The 22,181-nt window shown below is 41.0% G+C and carries 24 protein-coding genes and 3 pseudogenes; 23 read left to right on the forward strand and 4 right to left on the reverse strand.

Annotation, left to right across the window (positions count from 1 at the left end; translation table 11 throughout):
- Positions 1–4 precede the first annotated feature (4 nt).
- A complete protein-coding gene (locus CSV72_RS02430) occupies positions 5–553 on the forward strand; it encodes a DUF7010 family protein (RefSeq protein ID WP_099676947.1) in 549 nt (182 codons plus the stop codon).
- A 158-nt stretch (positions 554–711) separates the two neighbouring features.
- Here the strand turns inward: CSV72_RS02430 and CSV72_RS02435 are convergent, their stop codons facing one another.
- The 3 genes from CSV72_RS02435 to CSV72_RS02445 form a co-directional block, all read right to left on the reverse strand.
- Positions 712–879, reverse strand: coding sequence for an aspartyl-phosphate phosphatase Spo0E family protein (locus CSV72_RS02435; RefSeq protein ID WP_099676948.1), 168 nt, complete (start codon positions 877–879; stop codon positions 712–714).
- Positions 880–1,278: 399 nt separating this feature from the next.
- Positions 1,279–2,544 (reverse strand): ATP-binding protein, encoded by a 1,266-nt coding sequence (locus tag CSV72_RS02440; protein WP_099676949.1) that lies wholly within the window; start codon positions 2,542–2,544, stop codon positions 1,279–1,281.
- Positions 2,545–2,604: 60 nt separating this feature from the next.
- Positions 2,605–3,000: a rhodanese-like domain-containing protein gene (locus tag CSV72_RS02445; protein WP_099676950.1), complete on the reverse strand. Its 396-nt coding sequence runs from the start codon at positions 2,998–3,000 to the stop codon at positions 2,605–2,607.
- A gap of 130 nt (positions 3,001–3,130) precedes the next feature.
- Between CSV72_RS02445 and CSV72_RS02450 the strand changes: the two genes are divergently transcribed.
- The 7 genes and pseudogenes from CSV72_RS02450 (at position 3,131) to CSV72_RS02480 (ending at position 10,681) form a co-directional block, all read left to right on the forward strand.
- Positions 3,131–3,964, forward strand: coding sequence for a lipoate--protein ligase family protein (locus tag CSV72_RS02450; protein WP_099676951.1), 834 nt, complete (start codon positions 3,131–3,133; stop codon positions 3,962–3,964).
- 164 nt (positions 3,965–4,128) lie between these two features.
- Positions 4,129–5,574: pseudogene (locus tag CSV72_RS02455) on the forward strand (vitamin B12-dependent ribonucleotide reductase); the annotation flags it as partial.
- Positions 5,575–5,888: 314 nt separating this feature from the next.
- Positions 5,889–6,701, forward strand: coding sequence for a restriction endonuclease (locus tag CSV72_RS02460; RefSeq protein WP_233191049.1), 813 nt, complete (start codon positions 5,889–5,891; stop codon positions 6,699–6,701).
- 58 nt (positions 6,702–6,759) lie between these two features.
- Positions 6,760–7,275 (forward strand): annotated as a pseudogene (locus CSV72_RS02465) (vitamin B12-dependent ribonucleotide reductase); the annotation flags it as partial.
- A gap of 217 nt (positions 7,276–7,492) precedes the next feature.
- Positions 7,493–8,344 carry an HNH endonuclease gene (locus tag CSV72_RS02470; protein ID WP_099676953.1) on the forward strand — a complete coding sequence of 284 codons (852 nt, stop codon included), beginning with the start codon at positions 7,493–7,495 and terminating at the stop codon, positions 8,342–8,344.
- Between the two features lie 70 nt (positions 8,345–8,414).
- Positions 8,415–9,017, forward strand: a pseudogene (locus CSV72_RS02475) (vitamin B12-dependent ribonucleotide reductase); the annotation flags it as partial.
- Positions 9,018–9,253: 236 nt separating this feature from the next.
- Positions 9,254–10,681: a carbon starvation CstA family protein gene (locus tag CSV72_RS02480; protein WP_099676954.1), complete on the forward strand. Its 1,428-nt coding sequence runs from the start codon at positions 9,254–9,256 to the stop codon at positions 10,679–10,681.
- 117 nt (positions 10,682–10,798) lie between these two features.
- On the opposite strand, the gene CSV72_RS02485 is transcribed toward CSV72_RS02480, so the two are convergent.
- Positions 10,799–11,788, reverse strand: a complete 990-nt coding sequence (locus CSV72_RS02485) for a DUF1385 domain-containing protein (RefSeq protein WP_099676955.1) — start codon at positions 11,786–11,788, stop codon at positions 10,799–10,801.
- Positions 11,789–11,910: 122 nt separating this feature from the next.
- Between CSV72_RS02485 and CSV72_RS02490 the strand changes: the two genes are divergently transcribed.
- From CSV72_RS02490 to folD, 15 genes are all read left to right on the forward strand, one after another.
- Positions 11,911–12,336, forward strand: a complete 426-nt coding sequence (locus CSV72_RS02490) for a hypothetical protein (RefSeq protein WP_099676956.1) — start codon at positions 11,911–11,913, stop codon at positions 12,334–12,336.
- Between the two features lie 70 nt (positions 12,337–12,406).
- Positions 12,407–12,853 carry a type II 3-dehydroquinate dehydratase gene (aroQ, locus tag CSV72_RS02495; protein WP_099676957.1) on the forward strand — a complete coding sequence of 149 codons (447 nt, stop codon included), beginning with the start codon at positions 12,407–12,409 and terminating at the stop codon, positions 12,851–12,853.
- Positions 12,847–13,908, forward strand: a complete 1,062-nt coding sequence (locus CSV72_RS02500; RefSeq protein ID WP_143561146.1) for a M24 family metallopeptidase — start codon at positions 12,847–12,849, stop codon at positions 13,906–13,908. Before aroQ ends, CSV72_RS02500 begins: the two co-directional genes overlap by 7 nt.
- Before the next feature lie 24 nt (positions 13,909–13,932).
- Positions 13,933–14,490 carry an elongation factor P gene (efp, locus tag CSV72_RS02505; protein ID WP_099676959.1) on the forward strand — a complete coding sequence of 186 codons (558 nt, stop codon included), beginning with the start codon at positions 13,933–13,935 and terminating at the stop codon, positions 14,488–14,490.
- A 571-nt stretch (positions 14,491–15,061) separates the two neighbouring features.
- Complete coding sequence (locus tag CSV72_RS02510) at positions 15,062–15,271, forward strand: stage III sporulation protein AC (RefSeq protein WP_099633552.1); 210 nt, start codon at positions 15,062–15,064, stop codon at positions 15,269–15,271.
- Entirely contained in the window at positions 15,272–15,649 is a 378-nt protein-coding gene (locus tag CSV72_RS02515) for a stage III sporulation AC/AD family protein (RefSeq protein WP_099676960.1), read from the forward strand.
- A 35-nt stretch (positions 15,650–15,684) separates the two neighbouring features.
- Positions 15,685–16,584 (forward strand): stage III sporulation protein AE, encoded by a 900-nt coding sequence (locus CSV72_RS02520; protein ID WP_158232129.1) that lies wholly within the window; start codon positions 15,685–15,687, stop codon positions 16,582–16,584.
- A 9-nt stretch (positions 16,585–16,593) separates the two neighbouring features.
- Positions 16,594–16,761 carry a hypothetical protein gene (locus CSV72_RS16645; protein WP_158232130.1) on the forward strand — a complete coding sequence of 56 codons (168 nt, stop codon included), beginning with the start codon at positions 16,594–16,596 and terminating at the stop codon, positions 16,759–16,761.
- Between the two features lie 63 nt (positions 16,762–16,824).
- Entirely contained in the window at positions 16,825–17,247 is a 423-nt protein-coding gene (locus tag CSV72_RS02525) for a hypothetical protein (RefSeq protein WP_143561140.1), read from the forward strand.
- Positions 17,234–17,785, forward strand: a complete 552-nt coding sequence (locus CSV72_RS02530) for a SpoIIIAH-like family protein (protein WP_099676962.1) — start codon at positions 17,234–17,236, stop codon at positions 17,783–17,785. Before CSV72_RS02525 ends, CSV72_RS02530 begins: the two co-directional genes overlap by 14 nt.
- Positions 17,786–18,064: 279 nt before the next feature.
- Positions 18,065–18,568 carry an acetyl-CoA carboxylase biotin carboxyl carrier protein gene (accB, locus tag CSV72_RS02535; RefSeq protein ID WP_099676963.1) on the forward strand — a complete coding sequence of 168 codons (504 nt, stop codon included), beginning with the start codon at positions 18,065–18,067 and terminating at the stop codon, positions 18,566–18,568.
- A gap of 13 nt (positions 18,569–18,581) precedes the next feature.
- The gene (accC, locus tag CSV72_RS02540) at positions 18,582–19,928 is read left to right on the forward strand and encodes an acetyl-CoA carboxylase biotin carboxylase subunit (protein ID WP_099676964.1); all 1,347 of its coding nucleotides are present in this window, start codon (positions 18,582–18,584) and stop codon (positions 19,926–19,928) included.
- Positions 19,929–19,944: 16 nt separating this feature from the next.
- Positions 19,945–20,331: an Asp23/Gls24 family envelope stress response protein gene (locus CSV72_RS02545; protein WP_099676965.1), complete on the forward strand. Its 387-nt coding sequence runs from the start codon at positions 19,945–19,947 to the stop codon at positions 20,329–20,331.
- A gap of 494 nt (positions 20,332–20,825) precedes the next feature.
- Positions 20,826–21,200 (forward strand): transcription antitermination factor NusB, encoded by a 375-nt coding sequence (gene nusB / locus CSV72_RS02550; protein WP_099676966.1) that lies wholly within the window; start codon positions 20,826–20,828, stop codon positions 21,198–21,200.
- 78 nt (positions 21,201–21,278) lie between these two features.
- Positions 21,279–22,148 (forward strand): bifunctional methylenetetrahydrofolate dehydrogenase/methenyltetrahydrofolate cyclohydrolase FolD, encoded by an 870-nt coding sequence (folD, locus tag CSV72_RS02555; RefSeq protein ID WP_099661385.1) that lies wholly within the window; start codon positions 21,279–21,281, stop codon positions 22,146–22,148.
- Positions 22,149–22,181 lie beyond the last annotated feature (33 nt).

The following is a 22,181-nucleotide window of genomic DNA, read 5'->3' on the forward strand; positions in this document are numbered from 1 at the left end:
TTCCTTGTTGATTGATGAAATGAGAAAAGATTTATCGGTTAAAGGGAGAAATGGAATCTCATTTCTTCTGTCTGCTAGTGTGATTTGGTTAATCATTACGATTATATTTATGCAGTCGATTGAAATAGCTCAGAAAAATATATTGATGCTTTTTTCGACTGGTTTGATGTTTCCTCTTTCAGTTGGTGTTTCATATATATTAAAGGCTGATTGGAAATTTGAAACTAATGCTTTAGGGAGTCTAGGGTTATATTTAAATTTGGCGCAGCTTATCTATTTTCCTATTCTTTTTTGGAGTATGATAAAAAGTCCTCATGACGCCATTATGATATTTGCCATCATTACAGGAGCTCACCTTTTCACGTATGGGTGGTTGTATTATGCAAAACCATATTATATTGCGGCTCCAATAATTGCAGTAGGCATGATGTTTTTAGGTTTGTATACAACGACAAACAATCTATGGCTAATACCTTTTTCTATGGTGGGGTTATTATTCATGTTAAGCATGGCGTTAAATATGAGTTATAGAAAGTTGGTAAAGCGAATATGACGTGTTGTGTTGGTCGAAACAGTAACCAATACATAATCTATATTTATCCATAGAGGCAACTTATACTGCATAATCAAGTATTGGATCATACGAAAAGACAGTTCCCAAACGGAAACTGTCTTTCACTTAGAACTATGAGCGATACCTTAGACTCAACTTCAATAGTTATGAAAAGCACTTTGCGCTCTGTTCAATAAGGTATCTAATCGCTGGCTAGTTTTGACAACGCTTGGATGTGTAAATCCTAAGAAAGCGGCTTTCTTATACATAATAATTCTTTTCACTTCAATTCTTAACAACAAAAAGTTTTTTTTGACAGTTTTCATCAAGTCTATTCCTCCGTAATATATATATTACGCTTCAAATCATGTAGCGGTTTTCTTGCTAGTAGTGAAGCAACCTAGTTATCATATATAACGTAGAATGAAAAGTGTGTCGCATTTTGACTGACTTCAATATTGTTTCTAAGTTATGGCAGAAATGTGTATGAAAATTGATAATTTAACTATAATAAGCAAAACAAAAAACCTTGATTCGACACTAGTGTTATTTCCTGTGTAAATCTCAGGTATAAATAATTAGTGAAGATCTAAATAATTGTAGCCTTTATAAGTAATGAATTTCTGTTCGGTGCGATTCAAATAGCAGGATCAGTGACTCGAGGTGAAAAATCATAAATATGAAAAAGGTTGCCTGAAGTTTTTCAAGGCAACCTTTTTTGCGGATTAATAACCAATTGTCGAATCGGTCTCCCAGTCATGCCGGGTAGCTTGCCTATGTTGCTTCTGCAACTGGCGGATCCGTTCTTCGTATTGAATAGTCGCCTCATAATGGTAGGTTAGTGCAATCGACATATATAATTCGTTCAACTGTGATACGGAAAGGCCTTTCGTCTGCTTCCCGATTTCTTCAACCTGCTCTGTAGACAAAATCTTTTTGCGGTCCAGTTTTTCAATATATAACTTACGAACTTTTTGTGTCGGAGATTTGATTTCATATGTGCTGTCAAAGCGGCCTGCGCGATTTATAAGGGCTGGGTCGATACGTTCAGGGTAATTGGTCGTCCCGATGATGAATAAGCCATCACGGACATGTACGCCATCGAGGATGTTCAGAAATGTGCTTCTCATATGCTCAGGCATGGAGTCGATATCTTCGATTACGAGGATGGCTGGTGCTAGGCGTTCGACTGTATTGAAAACTTCCTGTACCGAATGACTTCCTGTGAATTCCGTGATTTGCCAGTAGACGACAGGTGCGTCGGTTGTGCCAGTGATGGAACGTACGAGCGTCGTTTTGCCGTTACCAGGAGATCCATACAACAAGATTCCTCGTTTATAGGGCAGTCCGTATTCTTTAAAGAATGCACCGCCATCTCGAAAGAATTCATCAATAGAACGAAATAGATCGTTCTTCAAATTTTCATCTAGCAGGACATCCTTGCGCTCAATTTGAGTGCCGGCGCCATATGTCTTCTTTTCCATACCTTCCTCAGTATCCACTAAGTACGTAATATTCGTTTTCATCGCTTCTCGTTGTAATTGATTTAGCACTTCGATGAAATCTTTTACGTGAGTAGCAGATGGTGCGAATACAGTATGTTCTGACCAGGTGGAGCCTGTTGCGACATAATAGCTGATATTCGCGATGGCGATTTGATGTTCTGGAAAGAAAAGTAACTGATTGTCGATTGTTTCAGCACCTTGAAGAGAAAATATAGTAGCTGATTCATCTTGCTGAATCTTTTGTGTCGGTAATGTGGCATAAATATGACTAAGTGATTCGTAAGCCAATTGTTTACGATGGATCAGCTCAGGAAGCATTGTTTCTGTGTAAGAAGCAAATTCGTCTACTTGGATAATTTGCCAGTCAGCTGGTGAACGTTGTTGAAGTGTATCTAGAATTGCTTCAATGACGACGCCATAATATTGATAATGTGTCAGTTTCTCATATTGTGCTGACTGTAATGGAATTAAAAAAGATGGTTTCATGAATAAAACACTCTCCTTATAAATAAGTAGATCCTCCTTAAAAAGGAGGATCTACACTGATTATTTTGTTTTGATTTTACCTGACCATTGTTTAAATCCACCGCGTAGCTGGTAGATTTCTGTACACCCTTTTTTCTTCAAGAACAACGCAGCACGGCCAGTACGGCTTGTGTTTTGGTCATAAAGATAAACGGGTTTATCGGGTCGGATTTCCTTATAACGCTGTGAGAACTGCGTAAATGGAATATTACGTGCACCTAAAATATGTCCAGCATCGAAATCTTTTGGTTCGCGCACGTCGATCAATTGTGCTTTGCGATAACCTTTAATAAACTCTTCTTGTGTTAAACTAGTCAATGCTTTTCCGACCCGTATGTATGTGATGACGAAATACAAAATGACCGCGAGCACAGCTGCTCCCAAAATATAATAACTCAAAAAAACTTCCCCCTTCATCAATATCTCTATTATAAAGATTATCTGGCATCAGTTCAATCCTAATGATAAAATGAAATGCGTTATTGTTTTTTTCATTGACGATTTCCTATACTATAGGTGGAGTATTAAAGGTGAAGGAGAATTGATTATGACAAAAGCCGTTTGGCATTATGTAGATTCTGGAAAATGTAGTCCTTCCTTCAATATGGCGCTCGATGAGGCGCTTCTTGACTTACATAGCCGAGGAGAAATCGGACCGGTTCTACGTTTTTATGAATGGGAACCTGCTACATTATCTATCGGGTACTTTCAGCGTATTGAAAAAGATATCGATATGGAAAAAGTAAAAGAATTGGGGCTCGGATTTGTCCGAAGACCAACAGGGGGCCGTGGCGTCCTGCATGAACATGAGCTTACCTACAGCGTCATTGTGAGTGAGCATTATCCCGATATGCCGGAAACGGTGACGGAAGCTTACCGTGTAATTTCTGGCGGATTGCTGCAAGGTTTCCGTAATCTCGGACTTCAGGCAGAGTTCTCGATTCCAGATAAAGATGTCACAGAGCAATTACGAAGCCCGAAGAGTGGTGTGTGTTTTGATGCACCGAGCTGGTATGAACTCGTCGTTGAGGGTAAAAAGGTTGCTGGTAGTGCGCAAACGCGTCAAAAAGGCGTGATTTTACAACATGGAGCCATTTTAATGAGCTTAGATGTCGATAAATTAACATCCATTTTCACGTATTCATCACCCGCATTGAAAGAACGTGTACGTAGAACATTGCCGGATCGTGCAATTGCGATTGACCGATTGACGGATCGAGAGATTTCAGTGGAAGAATGCAAACAAGCCTTTTCAAAAGGATTTAAAGCGTCGCTCGATATTTCATTGGAACCACTAGAATTAACGCCCGAACAGCTCGCTTTAGTCCGTCAAATCGAGAAAGAGAAATATGCGAATGATGACTGGAATTACAAAAAATAAAATTGGTACTTTGGTTTTATTTTTTTTGTCGAAATGTCGCGATATCAATGATTTTTTGTTTTTGAAACATAAATGTCGATTGATATAATATTCAATATGTAGTAGATTATTTAATAAGACAAACACTATATATAGTGTTTGTAGCGTTATGAGGAGGATGTTACATGGTTACGATGTCGAAGCAAGGCGAACCGATGCTCGATAAACAACAGTTGAATGAGGATATTGCGAAGTTCCCTCAAGTTCACCCCGTTACGGAGGATATGAAGCTAACTCATAGTGGAGTATCTCGTCTAGTAATGATCGATCGGTATTCATTTAAAGATATGGAAAAGAAGACACTAAAAGAAGGCGATTTTGTCGTTCTAACAGTGAGAGAAGATCCGAGGTTCCCTGCCCGTGGGTTAGGTTATATTATGAAACTTGATCAAGCGAACGGAAAAGCGGATATCTGGATCGAACCAGAATATCGTTCATCAATCGATGATATGGACGAGCAGCAAAAAGGAGTGATCACACGTCCGCTTGATGTGCTGGAGAAGCCTCTGGAAGTTTTCTACGAGCAGATTGCGAAACGAAATGCGACCGGGCTTGCTTCTGTTGAAAAGACGGAAGATAGAAGAACGCAGTCGTATAACATGTTCTATGATCAGTTGAAGGCATTGAACTTCATTCCAGCTGGTCGTGTGCTGTATGGCGCAGGATCGGATACAGATGTCACGTTCTTTAACTGTTATGTAATGCCGTTTGTCCCCGACTCCCGTGAAGGAATTTCCGATCACCGCAAGCAAGTGATGGAGATCATGAGTCGTGGTGGCGGTGTAGGAACGAATGGTTCGACATTGCGTCCACGCAACACATTGGCACGCGGTGTCAACGGTAAGTCATCTGGATCTGTTTCTTGGTTGGATGATATTGCGAAGTTGACTCATTTGGTTGAGCAGGGCGGATCAAGACGTGGAGCACAGATGATTATGTTATCAAACTGGCACCCGGACATTTATGAGTTTATCATCTCCAAAATGCAGAATCCGCGAATTTTACGCTATTTGATCGAAAACACAGAAGATGAAATGATCAAGAAGCTGGCAGATGAGAAATTAAATTTCAAACCTTTGACAGCACAAGAAGAAGCAATGTATCAAGGCATTACAAACTATAAACAAATCCCAGGTCAAGGTGGTTTTAACGCAGCGATTATCCGTGACGCTGAGCTGAAGCTTCAGGATGGCGGAACGTACACCGTTCATAATCCGGAATTCCTGACAGGAGCGAATATCTCTGTTACTTTAACGGATGATTTCATGAAAGCGGTGGAAGAAGACGCGGATTACGATTTACGGTTCCCAGCAGTCGAAAATTATTCACCTGAACAAATGAAGCATTATAACGAACAGTGGCATGAAGTTGGCGACGTACGCGAATGGGAACGTCAAGGTCACGAAGTTCGTGTCTATCGTACGATTAAAGCTCGCGCACTATGGGATTTAATTAATATCTGTGCTACGTATTCAGCGGAACCAGGCATTTTCTTCATTGATAATGCGAATGACGACACGAATGCGAAAGCGTACGGACAGCAAGTTGTAGCAACGAATCCGTGTGGTGAAGTTCGCCTCACGTTAAAAATTGCGGGATGAAGCGGGAAAGCTGAGATGCCAATCCGAACCGAAGGCTAGAAGTAAATTTTTAGTCAGGGGCAACGCATACCTGGTGATCCTGATCGATATTGATCAGACTATAATCCAGGCACGAGACCGCAACACTGTGTAATTACTTTTCAAAAAGGGTGATATTAAAATTGAACAGATGATATGCAGGTTTTTATAAAGGTTTTTATTTAAGAAGCTCTTATGAGTATGCCTATGCTGTCTATCTTGATCAATTTAATATTTCTTGGAGCTTCGAAACTCAGATTTTTGAAGTGAATGGAAAGATTTATAAACCAGATTTTCTCTTTTATGATAAAAATGGAAAACTAGAGAAGATAGTCGAAATTAAATCTCGAAATAAAAAAGAGATTGAATTGGCGAAGGAAAAGTTGAATTATATTGCGGTTCAGTATCAAGTAACGACAGAATTATTTTCTTATAAAGAGTTACTGAAAATTTATGAAGATATGCCAGTATCTTTGAATTCAGTCATCGAACATTGGATTAACTCAGATAACACTTCAATTCATAAAGGTGTTTCGGGTAGTTTGAACGCTCATTATGGATTAAAGCATAGTGAAGAAACAAAAAAGAGGATAGGAGAGCATACCAAGAAACTTTGGAATGGAGATACTCCTGCTAAGAAAAAGATGATTGAAGGATTACGTAAATCTGGTTTATCTCAAAAAGGGAAAATTAAAACTGAACGCGAAAAAAGATACTGCGCTTTATGTTACGATGAATTTATTGTTATGGTTACTTCTAAGCAAAGTTATTGTTGTCAACACTGCTCAGGTCAATCGGCTATTCGCATAGCGACTGAAGCTTATGTTGAAAGTAGAACTACTGTACATCGGAATATTAAGCAATATATAATTCATTGGACTAATGAGAATAGTGAAATTGTACTATTAACGCCTTTTAATAAAATAAATTCGACTATTAAACCCTTAACCGACGAGATTTATTCTCGATTTGGTGTTAAAGATATGAGGGTTATCTCAAAGGCTGTTTTTGGTGAAGATAAAGGAAGAAAAGAATTGCTAAGGTTTATGAAAAAGTTATGTAGTGAAAATGTATGCTGAACTTACAGGAAGACAACTGTAAGAACTAGAGGATAAAAAGCCTTTAGGATAACAACTGGAACAACCACTTGCACCATATTCTGTCTGTAATTTAGCTGCTGTCAATCTTGCTGAGATGGCAGATAAAGATACGAAGACGGTTAACTTCGAAAAGTTGAGAGAGACGGTACGGACTGGTGTACGTATGCAAGATAACGTCATCGACGCTACACCGTACTTCCTTGAAGAAAATAAAGTACAAGCTCTTGGCGAACGCCGTGTAGGTCTAGGTGTTATGGGACTTGCAGATCTTCACATCTACTGTGAAAAAAAATATGGCTCGCCTGAAGGAAATCAATTAGTGGATGAAGTATTTGAAGCAATTGCGACAACTGCTTACCGCGAATCGATTGAATTGGCGAAAGAAAAAGGAAGCTTCCCGTTCCTAATTGGTAAAACGGATGAAGAAACGAAAGCATTACGTCATGCTTTCATTAATTCTGGCTTTATGAAGCGCATGCCGGAAGATATCCGAGAATCAATTGTGGAACATGGAATTCGTAATTCACATCTCCTAACTGTTGCTCCAACGGGTAAATGAATTGCCCCCGATGCAAGTAATTGCATCGTGAACATCTGGCTATATGCGGGAAACTCTGAGAATCCTTTTGTACCTGTAACTTGCCATTACGCTCAAGGTAAAAATCAAAAGGTGCAGACAATCCGCAGGGAAGTCGTGGCTGACCCCTCAACGACTACACGCCGGACAACCGATTTATCCATTACAATCTCTTTGAAAGAAGTGAATTGCTTTGGAGAAAAAATGTTTAAATTGCTCAGTCATTATCAAAGTTAAACCAAGCCATTATGATAGAAAGAAATATTGCTCTCGTAAATGTAAAGGTGAATATCAGACAAAACAGGGAACTTTTAATCAGCATTTAAGTACAAAACAAGAAGTGTTTTGTAGTTACTGTAAATCAAAGATATACAGAAAGAAATGCCATATTGAAAAATTCACAGATCTCTTTTGTAACAGGACTTGGAATACGCTTTTCAAACAGGAAGTAAAGAAGCCTGGTCCTAAGAGAGAGCGGATTTCTCTGATTTGTCAAGAATGCCAAAATCCGTTTGAGGTCGTAAAGAGCAGAAAAGATGCAAAGTATTGTGGGAAAAACTGCTTAGGGGCCGCAAATGGAAGAAGAGCAAAAGAAAAACTTTCAAAACAAGTAATGGTTTCATGTAGCTATTGTGAAAAGACATTCTATAAAAAACCAAGTGTAGTAAAAACCCTGAACTTTTGTACCATTGAATGTATGGGTAGTTATTATTCTAAAAACCAATTATTTTCAGGAGAAAATAGCGGTACTTGGAGTGGTGGCAAAATTAGCTACTACGGTCCAAATTGGTTGTCTCAACGTAGAATAGCAAGAAAACGTGATGAGCATACTTGCCAACGTTGTGGAATTCCAGAAATAGAATATGGACAAGAATTATCAGTCCATCATATTATTCCTTTTTCTACAATTGATGATTATATAATTGCAAACGAATTAAGTAATTTAATAAGTGTTTGTGAACCTTGTCACCGAATAATTCATTCTGGTGAAAATCATCCTAGCAAATTTAAACAAAAAGTAAAATCGGTTGATGATATAGTCTGACCCATGTGGCGACACATGGAGCGGGTACTGATAACCCCGCCCTCCTTAAGTAAGGAGAGTAACAAAAGTGAGTACTGGGACAATGGTAGGAGTTTCAACTGGGTTAGAACCTTATTTCTCATTCACATACTACCGCAGCGGTCGTCTAGGTAAATTCATTGAAGTAAAAGCGGCGATTGTAGAAGAGTATTTGCAGGCTAATCCTGATGCAGATCCGAACAACTTGCCTGAGTGGTTTATTTCTTCAATGGAACTAGCACCAGAAGCGCATGCGGACGTACAATGTATCATTCAGCGCTGGATCGACAGCTCTATTTCTAAAACGGTTAACGCACCACGCGGCTATACTGTGAAACAAGTTGAGAGTGTGTATGAGAGATTGTATAAAGGCGGAGCAAAAGGCGGTACAGTTTACGTCGACGGTAGCCGTGATGCACAAGTTCTGACTCTGAAAGCGGAAGATAATATTCCGGATACAGAAGAAGTAGTAGAAGTGACAGAACAGCCGAAAGTCGTGCTCGTCAATACAATTCAAGCATTGCGTTCTACAAACGTCACGATCGGTTCAGAAGTAGGCGACACATGCCCGGTTTGCCGACAAGGTACAGTGGAAGAAATTGGTGGATGTAATACATGTACGAATTGCCAAGCGCAATTGAAGTGTGGGTTATAATTAAATAGTAGGAAAGGTCCCGAATGCTTATATATGCATTCGGGCTTTTTATGTATAGAAAAGTAAAAGTTTGCAATCTCTTTCGCTTAGAATTTAATGTAGTAATAATAAGTTGAATTATTTTAAAAGTCTATGTTGATATAATTTTCAAACTATTATATACTGAATTAAAAATTGTTTGATACCTTAGTAATCAATCAGACAAATACATTGAAAGACGAGAAAGAAGGGGTTTCATGCTGACGTTTTTATCATCTATCGTCTTGCTAATTATTGGTTACCTGACGTATTCGAAAGTGGTTGAAAAGGCATTTGTGATTGATGATGCAAGAAAAACACCCGCTTATACACAGGCTGATGGGATGGATTACGTGCCGATGAGCTGGTGGAAAGGCTGGTTGATTCAATTACTGAACATCGCAGGTTTAGGCCCGATATTCGGTGCGATTGCAGGTGCTTTATATGGACCTGTTGCATTCATTTGGATTGTGTTCGGTAGTATTTTTGCAGGAGCTGTCCATGACTATTTTTCTGGAATGTTATCACTAAAACACGGTGGTGCTCAATTTCCTAAAATCGTAGGGGAGTATTTAGGTGATGTCGCTAGACGTTTAATTAATGTGATTTCAGTTGTTTTAATGGTTCTTGTGGCGGCTGCCTTTACTGCTGGGCCAGCGCAACTTATTTCATCCATTACACCGCTCTCATTTATTGTGTCTCTTATCCTTATATTTGCTTATTTCGTGTTAGCGGCTATTTTACCGATCAATAAAATCATTGGTCGTTTATATCCCGTGTTTGGAGTGGTTTTGATTGTTATGGCAGTTGGAATCGGTGGCGCATTATTATTTGGACCAGAGAAAATTCCGAATTTAACTTTGCAGAACTTACATCCTGGAGAATTACCAATTTGGCCATTGCTGATGGTGACGATCTCTTGCGGAGCGATTTCTGGTTTCCACTGTACACAAAGTCCAATTGTTTCTAGAACGATGAAAAAAGAGTCGGAGGGCCGGAAAGTATTTTATGGCGCCATGATTGCGGAAGGTATTATCGCGATGGTCTGGGCTGCAGCTGGTATGACATTCTTTGGCGGTACGGCAGGACTACAAGGCGCTCTCGCCGCAGGTGGTCCAGCTGGTGCAGTGAATGAAATCTCGAGCACATTGCTTGGTTCGTTCGGCGGGCTGTTAGCTATTTTAGGTGTTATCATTTTGCCGATTACAACGGGTGATACCGCTCTTCGTTCAGCGCGTATGATTTTCACTGAAGCAACATCAAAGTGGTTGAATCCCAATAAAAAATGGGTGATTCTTGCTACGACATTGTTATTAGGTGTACCGATGTTCTATCTATCGACCATCGATTATTCTTTCTTATGGCGTTATGTTGGCGGTACGAATCAATTAGTAGCAGCCGTCATGCTCTGGACCGCGACATCCTACTTAATTAGAGAAAAACGAGCACATTGGATTGCGGGAATACCTGCGATGTTCATGACCGCCGTCGTCGTGACGTACTGGATGTATGCTCCCGAAGGTTTGCATCTTGACTATGCTGTATCGGTAGGCGCAGGAATTGTAGTATCAGGTGCGATCGGTGTGTTTTACGTACTCAAAGTCATTCAATCGAAGCAAGTCCCGGTTATTGTTAGTGAACAATAGAATAGATAGAAAGGGCCCTTAGCATGCGCTAAGGGCCCTTTTTACTCGCGTGTAAACTTTTGTAAAAGTAAAAGCCTCGAATATGCACAAAACACATTCGAGGCTTTTTGTTTTATCTTATGAAAGTAGAGGTTTCGCCTCATTCGTTTCTTCTGTTTCTACCCCAATTTGAGGATTCAACACACCTACTCCATGTTCTTCCACTTCCAGTAATTTTTCGAAAGAAGCAATGGCAACTTCTACTTGCTTGTCGTCCGGCTCTTTTGTTGTTAGTAATTGTAACCAAAGTCCAGGGTAGCCTAGATAACGAAGAACCGGTACGTTGCGCACTGCGTTCGTCAGTTGTAATACTTCAAAGGACACGCCGAGCACTACTGGAATCAATAAGATCCGATTAAGAACGCGCAACCAAAGTGGATCGGTTGGAACTAAGAAGTAAATAAACATCCCGACAATGACCGTGAACAAAATGAAACTACTACCACAGCGATAGTGCAATCGAGATTGTGATTGTACGTTTGCCACTGTCATTTCCATATTGCTTTCATAGTTATTGATGACTTTATGCTCTGCACCGTGATATTGGAATACCCGCTTGATTAGCGGTGTCATAGAAATTAATCCAATATAAGTGAGTAACAAGAATAGTTTAAAGAAACTTTCGATCATAATTTGTGCCGTTTTGCTAGGTGCTACAGATTGGAATAACTCTGCTAAGAAAACGGGAACGAGTGTAAAGACGAACTTACCGAAGATAAACGATAATACTCCGACTGCCGCCACGCCAAGAACCATCACAAGCTTTGACGTTTCTTCTTCTTTGGCATGTTCCTCTTCTTCACCAGGCATCACGTCGTAGCGATCACTCGCAAACGTCAAATGCTTAGAACCATTACCAGCCGATTCAATTAACGCGACAATACCACGAATCAATGGAATCTTTTTTAATTTAGTGCGTACAGGATGTGATTCTCTCGGTACGTGATAGTACTCGATCGTATCATCTTTACGGCGAATTGCTGTCACCGTATCTTTCTTTCCACCGAACATTACACCTTCTATAAGTGCTTGACCTCCGTATGCTGGAGGAGTTTTCTGTTGACTCATACCATACCCACGCTTTCTGTCGTAAGAAACGATATTCCCATTGTACTAAAAAAATTGGAAATGCACCATTGAGATGTTTAAAAATCTGTAATTATCCCGACACTGGAATGGGAGGTATTGTCATGAAAATTACTTCAACACATGTTTGGACAGCTATTATGGCTGCGGTACTATCTATCATTTCACTGAAATTCCTACACGTATTTAAATTTATCAAATGGTCGCCAATCGGCTGGACCAAAAAACTTCATATGCTTACGTCTTTTCCTGGCTGGCTCAAGTGGGTGCTATTAGGGGTAATATTCTTTTTGCTATACTTTATCCTGTACTTTATTGCAGGTCTGACGTGTAAGATTCCACCCACTCTTTCTTCATTGATCGTGACAATCATTGTGATTATCTTCATTGAATGGATGATCCACGTCAAAGCAGATTTAACCATGACACAATTCATTAAAAAAATATCGATACCGTTTGCTTGTCTGTTTGCGATGATCTTCCGTTTCGTCATCGGGACATCTGTCTACATAAAAAAAACATTAGACTAGAACAGTATTAGTATGTCCTGCTATCTCATTGTGCTAAAATAGGGAAGAAAAATGAGTGGGAGGGGATTTAATGGAGCTGTTACTGTTAAATGGTCCAAACTTGAACCGGTTGGGCAAAAGAGAACCAAATATTTACGGGGCAGAAACACTTGCGGATATTGAAGGTCGCATTCAGCGTCTAGCAAATGAATCGGATATTACGCTTTCATGTTTTCAATCCAATATAGAAGGCGAGCTTATCAATAAGATTCATGATGCAGGAGACCGAGAAATTGCTGGCATCATCTTCAATCCAGGTGCATTTACACACTATAGCATTGCGCTTCGTGACGCCATCGCTTCTATTTCTGTTCCGGTAATTGAAGTCCATATCTCCAATATACATACTCGCGAAGAGTTCCGACACACGTCTGTCATTGCGCCTGTAGCGGCAGGACAGCTTTGTGGTTTTGGAACAGCGGGCTACGATCTCGCCTTCCAAGCGTTTTTGTTACAACGAGAGGAGAGACAATCTTGAAAATAGAGCAATTAAGAAAATTATTAAAAGAACAGCAACTCGATGCATTAGTCATTACAAATCCTTACAATCGTCGCTATATGACGAACTTTACGGGATCTGCGGGGACTGCCATTGTTTCGCAAGATGATGCAGTATTTATTACGGATTTCCGTTATGTGGCCCAAGCTAATGTTCAACTCTCAGGCTATCGCATTGTCCAGCACACGGGCACAATGATTCAGGAAGTCGCGAATCAAGTGAAAGAAATGAAGATAGATACACTTGGCTTCGAAAAAGAAGATCTCAGCTACAGCCAGTTTGAAGTGTATAACAAACATGTACAAGCCAAACTAGTACCGGTTGCTGGTTTAATAGAGAAACTACGTATAATTAAGACACCAGAAGAAATCGAGGTGTTGAAGCAAGCGGCAGCGATTGCGGATGCGGCTTTCGTCTATATTTGTTCGATCATCCAAGCAGGTAAAACCGAGTTAGAAATCGCCAACGAATTGGAATTCTTCATGCGCAAACAAGGCGCAACTTCCTCCTCATTTGACATAATTGTCGCTTCTGGTGAAAGAGGGGCTTTACCACATGGGGTAGCATCTGATAAAGTGATTGAGACTGGTGATTTAGTTACAATGGATTACGGTGCCCTCTATAATGGGTATATCTCTGATATTACGAGAACTGTTGCGATCGGTGAGCCTTCTGCTAAACTTCGTGAAATTTATGAAGTCACGTTACGCGCCCAAGAACTAGGTGTAGAACAAATCAAGCCTGGCATGACAGGTATCGAAGCCGACGCAATTACACGCGACTATATCAAGTCCAAAGGGTATGGAGACGCATTCGGACATTCAACCGGTCATGGGATCGGTATGGAAGTTCATGAAGCTCCGGCCTTATCGTTCCGCTCAGAAACGGTGCTTGTACCGAATATGGCGGTAACAGTGGAACCGGGGATCTATCTTCCTGGTATTGGCGGCGTGCGGATCGAAGATGATATACTGATCACAGAAACAGGTAATGAACGTTTGACAAAGTCTACTAAAGAACTGCTTATTTTATAATCGGTTAAAAATGGAGGAATACGAATGATTTCAGTAAACGAATTTCGTACAGGATTAACAATTGAAGTTGATGGTGACATTTGGCGCGTAATGGATTTCCAACACGTAAAGCCAGGTAAAGGTGCAGCGTTCGTTCGTTCGAAACTGCGTAATCTTCGCTCGGGTAACGTGAACGAAAAGACTTTCCGTGCGGGAGAAAAAGTAGCAAGAGCACAGATAGACAACCGTAAAATGCAGTATTTATATGCGGACGGAGATATGCACGTATTCATGGATAATGAATCATACGAGCAAATCGAACTTTCTGAAAAGCAACTTGAATATGAACTAAAGTTCTTGAAAGAGAACATGGAAGTTCACGTCATCACGTATAAAGAAGAAGTACTTGGCGTTGAATTGCCAATAACAGTTACACTTGAAGTAGCTGAAACAGAGCCTGGAATCAAAGGTGACACAGCGAGTGGCGGTTCTAAGCCAGCTAAGATGGAAACTGGCGTTGTCGTACAAGTGCCATTCTTCGTTAACCAAGGTGATATGTTAGTCATCAATACAGAAGAAGCGGAATACGTTTCTCGCGCGTAAGTAAATATGTAACGAGGATGTCCCAGGAATGGGGCATCCTTTTTTGCGTGGAAATGAGTTCAAGAACTAAATCTTTGGTAAATGTTAGTTAAATGTGAGTGGTTCGGGATGGAAGCTCCAGCTGGCGGACTCTTTCCCATGGGCTCTCGTTGAGCCAACCAGATCGCAAGCTCCCTTTTGGTTGTCTCTCATTTAGAGCTGATCCTGCGGGAAGAGCCGTAACGAAGAACGGTTTTTGCGAGTAAAAGCGAAGCGTTAGGAGCCCATCTTTGCACTTCGCCGCCAGCTTCCGCTTCCATCCTAGTTGAAAAGTTTAGGTGCTTAGATCACTCACTGTAGGTAGTGTGTGAATTGTCGTTGTGTCTTAACTTATTTAATTCCAGTTCAAATTCAAATTAGATTACAAGCCTAGATTTTATCTCCTTTAAAAAGTATCACCCACCCGCAAATCCCTACCCCAACAAAAACTCCTCCTTATCTCATTTAATACACAATGTACTCTATACTTTTAAACTTTTGCATATCTAACAAGCATACTTCATAGAGTGGACTATGGAGGAGGCGTAGCGGGATGGAACTGAATGATTTATTGCGCATCGCCGGCGTCGGATTGGTGATTGGGGTACTTCACGTGTTCTTCGAGCAAACAGGCAAGAAGGATTTCTCGTTTTTCCTATTTTTCTTAGCCTATCTGTACATCTCGATCGAATTGTTGATGTTCCTCAGAATATTCTTCACGGAGATCACGGAATTCTTTAGCTGGCTATCCATGGCGATGTAAATGGCGATTCTCTTTCAATTATTTGTCGTGTATCTCTTGCTGCTTCTGCTTTCATTTGCTGCACCCGCCCTGCATCCCATTCTCTATACCGCGCTATTCTTACTTGTCACGGTGTATGTATTATTTACGGTCCTTGTGCCATTCGGTTCGACATTGTTAGCACTGACGGAAAAGTTACCGTCGCCTTATGCGACGCTGCTAGTGGTGAGTGCGGGTTTGTATTATGTAGCGGAGGTTCTGTCGCTTCAAATGAAAGATGAGGGGTACGGGGCATTCGCGCAGCTGTTTCAGACCACCATGAAAGTAGTCATCATGACATTGTGGCTGCCGTATATCACGCAATTGATCGAGACGATTCACGCGTTCATTCCCTGGTGAACGAATCCTAACAAAAATGAATGGACGAGACATCTATGCTGAATTTTCTGCAGGAAAGTATCGCAGGTATTATCGGACCATTTTTCTTGTTGCTCATTATGTTGCTCATTGCTTCACTTGTCGATTTCTTTCTTCCAGCGTTTCAAAAGTGGACGAGGTTTCTGTTGCTCATCCTCATTTTAGTGTTGCTGATTGAACCGGCTAGGGAAAGTTTCGAGCAGATCCAAGTCATCACGCATACGATAGCCTCTTTATTCCTTGGCATGTATCCGCTAATTGCCGCGATGATTTTGGCTTCGGGTGCAACGTTCGGCGTCTTGAATTTCCAACCCGCTATGCTGTTATTTGCGCAAGGAGCAGTCGTTTTTGCAGACAAGTTCCTGTTGCCGGTGTTATTGACGGCGCTGTTGTTCGATATCTTTACGCGATTGGTGCCGGAAATTGCTTTCACGAAAATGGCAGATTTATTGCGTACGTCATTGCTTGCGCTTGTTTCTGCCATGGTTGCAGCGTATTCGATTTTCATTACAGCAGGTGGTGCGCTGTCCTGGACGATGAATGGAGCTTTGAATGAGCCGCTGAAAGAGCTGATAAAGAATAATATTCCTGTCATTGGTTCATTGTTGACGGATACGCTCGGATCAATCGGCCGTTACTCTTCAGGCGCCACGGCTTACATGAGCGTTTGGCTGCTCGTATCGATCTGGACGATAGCGCTATTGCCGGCGGTTAGGATTCTATGTATTGCTTTTTTATTTAGATGGACCGCAGCAATCATCGAACCGTTTTCGCAAAGGGAAGTATGCGGTTTATTGGACGATATCGGTCGTACATTGTTTGTGTTATGCGCCATTTCATTTTTACTGACATTCGCTTTCATCTATACAACGATTTTCATTGTGATGTTCATTAAACTGATGACGCTCGGGAAATGAGGTCAGTGGATGGAAGTATTTTTAGTGGGTCTGGCAAACTTGGTAGTCCTTGCGCTAATTATTCAGTTGCTCGCGAGCCGTGAGATGGAAAGAATGATGATTCCTTTGTGTAAAGTGGCGATCGGTATATGGATATTACAATATATTCTACAATTCGCAAGTCATAAGTTACTGTGACGCTACATATTATGCAAATGTAGAATTCATTTTAGTTAATTCACGTTGAGATGGTGATGAAACTTGGAAAAGCCCACAGGGAAACCCCGATTGATCATGATCGGTTTGATGCTTATGGTGTGTAGCGTTTTATACATCACCAGTACGGCGAATGTAGGAGGGGAGAAACAGAAAAAAGAAGAGAAGCGCATGCTGTCAACACTTGAAGAAACACTTGAACAAATGGAAGGGCTAGGGAATGTGAAGGTGTATTTTCATTACGATGAAAAGGAAGAGGAAAGCCCGTTAGCTAATTATTTCTCCGCTTCATCCGCTGTGAAAAGCCAATCACCTTTGCAAGGCTTACTCGTCGTAGCGGAAGGGGCAGAAGATCCGTCTGTACGAAACGGACTTTCACAACTCCTAGCCAACGTCCTACAATTGCCTGAACATCGTATCGTCATCGTGGAAATGAAGAAAAGGGGGAATCAACATGAAAGCCAATAAACGAACAGTTTGGTTTTTAACATTACTCAGTCTAGTCGCAGTGATTTCAATCTACTACGTGAAGAAGGAAGCGCCAATGCCGTTTGACGGAATTGCGATCTTCACGAAAGAAACAAAGGACGCAACGAATCTACTCGAAAAGGAAGGCAAGTCGGAGGAAGTGAAGCCGGTCTTTGCTGAATCGTATATTTTCCAGGATATGCGTATGGAAGTACGTAATGAACGCAGCGAGACAGTGCAACAGTTGACAGAGAAAATGACTTCTTCTGATTTCTCCGCTGAAGAGAAAAATGAAATATTTAATGAAATTGCGGATTTACGAAAAGTAAGTTCTACAGAAGCGTTAATGGAGATGCAAATTGCAGCTCTTGGTTACCCTGAAGTATTTGTACGTGGAGATGGTGATAAAGTCAACGTAACAGTATTATCAAACGAAAGCCATTCACCGAAAATGGCGGATGAAATTACACAGTATGTCATGTCGAGTTGGGATGGCGCGCAAACAGTTAAAGTAGATTTTGCAGAAACAAAAGAATAATGACAGAAAGGAAGTCCAAGTGGCTTCCTTTTTTTACATAGAAAAATAAAAAAATGAAAAAGTTGTATGGTTTAAGTCATATTTCACGCGTATTGGTTAACCTTATAATACTTACGGATAACACATTGGCGTTTATTTGAATAATTTGTCATAAAATTTGCAACTAATGCGTATTTTTCAAGAATAATAGAATAATTTGTGTTTTTGCTATTCCATATTTACAGTAAAACGACTATCATAGTATACGATAGCAAGAAAATTTAGTTAGGAGAATCAGATATGTTGAAAATTCAAGAAATTCGAGAAATTATTAAGCTTATTGATCAATCATCCATCCAGAAGTTCTCATTGGAATCAGATGGAGGGAAGATTAAACTAGAGAAAAGTGGCGGACAAGCCGTGACAACGGTTACAGAAGCACCTCAAACACCACAAGCAGCACCGGCTCCAGTTCAAGCTCCAGCAGCACCTGTAGTGGTAGCAGCTCCTACTCCAACAGTAGCACCAGAAGCTCCGGCTGCTGAAGTAGCAACTGATGAAACACTTCACAAAATCACATCCCCAATGGTTGGAACATACTATCAAGCTTCATCACCTGACGCAGAAGCATTCGTTAAAAAAGGTGATAAAGTAACAGCTGAATCCATCGTTTGTATCGTAGAAGCAATGAAATTATTCAACGAAATTGAATCAGAAGTAAATGGTGAAATCGTTGAAATCTTAGTGCAAGACGGTCAACTTGTGGAATACGGTCAGCCTTTATTCCTTGTTAGAGAAAACTAAGGGGGAGTATCTAATGAAAAAAGTATTAATTGCAAATCGTGGAGAAATTGCCGTACGGATTATTCGTGCGTGTAAAGAAATGGGTATTAAAACAGTAGCTGTTTATTCTGAAGCTGATGCTGAAGCGCTACACGTTCAACTGGCTGATGAATCAGTTTGTATCGGACCGCGTCTATCAACTGAAAGTTATTTGAATTTCTCAAACGTCATCAGTGCGGCGAAAGCAACTGACTGTGACGGGATCCATCCTGGTTATGGTTTCCTTGCAGAGAACGCGAGCTTCGCGGAACTTTGTGAAGAAGTAAATATCGAATTTATCGGCCCTACAGCGGAAGCTATTTCTAAAATGGGTACAAAAGATGTTGCACGTAATACAATGGCATCTGCAGGAGTTCCGATCGTTCCTGGTTCTGATGGCATAGTGGATGACGCGGACCATGCACTCAAAATTGCGAATGAACTTGGATTCCCCGTGATCATCAAAGCAACAGCTGGTGGTGGCGGTAAAGGTATTCGTGTAGCACGTGATGAAGACGAGCTAGTCAAAGGCGTTAAAATCACACAAAAAGAAGCGGCTGCGGCATTCGGTAACCCAGGCGTCTATATCGAGAAATATATAGAAGTATTCCGTCACGTAGAAGTACAAGTACTAGCTGATAAATATGGCAACGCGATTCACTTAGGTGAGCGTGACTGTTCTATCCAACGCCGTATGCAAAAGCTTGTCGAGGAAGCTCCATCTCCTGCGTTGAGTCCTGAACTACGCGCGGAGATGGGTGAAGCGGCTGTTAAAGCGGCTAAAGCTTGTAACTATCGCGGTGCAGGTACTGTAGAATTCATTTTTGATCATATCAATCAAAAGTTCTACTTCATGGAAATGAATACACGAATTCAAGTGGAACATCCTGTAACAGAAATGATCACAGGGATCGATTTGATTCAACAACAGCTAAAAGTAGCTTCAGGCGAAGAATTAGCGTTTAAACAAGAAGATATTACATTCAATGGCTGGTCTATTGAATGCCGGATCAACGCAGAAAATCCTGAAAAGAATTTCATGCCATCACCCGGTAAAGTAACTATGTATCTACCTCCAGGTGGCTTTGGCGTTCGTGTTGACTCAGCAGTGTACCCAGGCTATTCGATTCCACCGTTTTACGACTCAATGGTCGCAAAGCTGATCGTTCATGCGGATACGCGTGAGCAAGCGGTCGCTCGGATGAAACGTGCACTAGATGAGTTCGTAGTTGAAGGCGTCCATACAACGATTCCTTTCCACGCGAACTTAATGGATAACGAAATATTCCAGTCTGGTGATTTTGATACAAAGTTTTTAGAAAAGTACGACGTCATGAAGTAATTGGAGGAGAAGTGAAATGGCTGATAAAACAAATGCATCGTTTGTCGGAATGACACCGTCTGGAGATGCTGCACTCGGACGAGTTCAACTCGCACCTGAAGTACTCGAAGTCATCATTGGCATCGCCACGTCAGAAGTAAGTGGAGTGATTGCTACCCAAGGGAATTTCGCGTCAGGTGTTGCGGAGAAGTTGGGTAAAGTGATGTACGGAAAAGGTGTAAAAACCGAATGGGCAGACGAAGGACTAAAAATCGATGTGTATTGCATTATCGAGTATGGCCATTCCATCCCTACGATTGCGGCGAAGATTCAAAACGAAATTCGCCAAGCGATTTTGAATATGACTTCGCTTCAAACGCATGAAGTGAATGTCCACATAACGGGCATTCATTTCGACGACTGAGCGGGACTTATTGAATGAGCGAATAACCGAAGACAAACCTTTTAGTAGGTTTGTCTTCGGTTTTTTATTGTGTGAGTTCGGGATATAGGTTAATTCTTGTGGAGATTTGGTGGCAATGAGCGGTTACAGGCGGTGATAGAGCGGTTGACTTAAAGTTATGAGTGGTTGCGGACCTTGATAGAGCGGTTGACATTGATTATAGAGCGGATACATATGGGCTATGAGCGCTTAGACGAATTATTGAGCGATACTCACATCGCCCTCACCAAGTCACGACTAAAACTCCGTACCACAACAAAATGTTAAAAAGTCTTATTGGAAGGTCGATCAACGGTGCAAACATCGTTACCAGCTATACCTTACAGAACTAATTATGAACATCTTGACCGAAAATGAAAACTGGTGACATAAAATCGCTTGATTCCACTAGTTCTTTTCCTGCGTTTTGTGATATCATTAGGTTTTGAAGATGAGCGGTAGAGGAGATAACGATTATGAAACGACGAGAAGCACGTGAAAAAGCAATTCAAACACTGTTTCAGCTGGACAATAGTGAGATGAACGTGGACGAAGCGATAGGTTATATCGTGGAAACACCACTGGATTCATTCTACGAACAACTAGTTCGAGGTACAGCGGAACATTTGACAAAAATCGACAGTGAAATCACAAATAAATTGGAAAACTGGACCATCGACAGATTGCCGAAGATCGAAAGAACAGTGTTACGATTGGCTGTCTATGAACTCCTTCATAATGAAGAAGTTCCGAATCGGGTCATCATGAACGAAGCGATTGAGCTATGCAAGACGTTTGGTGACGAAAAGTCAGGCCGTTTTGTTAATGGGGTACTTTCTAAATTCCAATAACCGAAATCGTCACTACTAGTAGCAAGCTTGAGCTCGATAAACTTTCATTACAAATAAAAAAAGTTTGGTGGGAAAATCATGTCTAGTAAAAAGATTGATGGAAAAGCAATAGGACAGGAAATCCGGAATGAATTAAAAGAAGAAGTCGCTTCTTTAGTCGCGCAAGGGGTTCAACCTGGACTAGCTGTTATTTTAGTTGGAGAAAATTCAGCGTCTGAAACGTACGTGAAAAACAAAGAGAAGTCCAGCAAGGAAGCGGGTATGAAATCCGTGCTTACTAAATTGCCGGAAACTGTATCGGAAGAAGATCTTCTTGCTGAAGTAGAGAAGCTCAATCAGGACGATACGATCGATGGTATTTTGGTGCAATTGCCATTACCAAAACATATTGATGAAAATAAAGTCATCCGTGCGATTAGCCCTGAAAAAGATGTCGATGGATTCCATCCAATGAATGTTGGGAAAATGCTGATTGGTCAAGAAACTTTTTTGCCATGCACACCATATGGCATTATGCAGCTGCTTGAGCGTTCCAACGTAGATATCGCTGGCAAGCACGCGGTGATTATTGGTAGAAGTAATATCGTAGGGAAACCGATGGGACAACTTCTTTTGCAAAAAGATGCAACGGTAACGTATTGTCACTCCCGTACAGAAGACTTGAAGAAATTCACGCAACAAGCAGATATTTTAATCGTCGCAATTGGTATGGCTAAGTTCATTACAGGGGATTACATTAAAGAAGGCGCAGTCGTTATTGACGTCGGTATGAACCGTGATGAAAACGGCAAGCTATGTGGAGATGTTGATTATGAATCAGCTGAGAAGCAAGCTAGTGCTATTACACCTGTACCAGGTGGAGTAGGTCCGATGACGATTACGATGTTGTTGAAAAACACCGTCGAAAGTGCGGAGAACAAATTAAAGGCACGTACGCAAAATAAGTAATTCTAAACGAGAGACGCTCTTCATGAGCGCCTC

Origin of the sequence: Sporosarcina sp. P20a, from assembly GCF_002743175.1 — a bacterium.
Lineage (GTDB): Bacteria > Bacillota > Bacilli > Bacillales_A > Planococcaceae > Sporosarcina.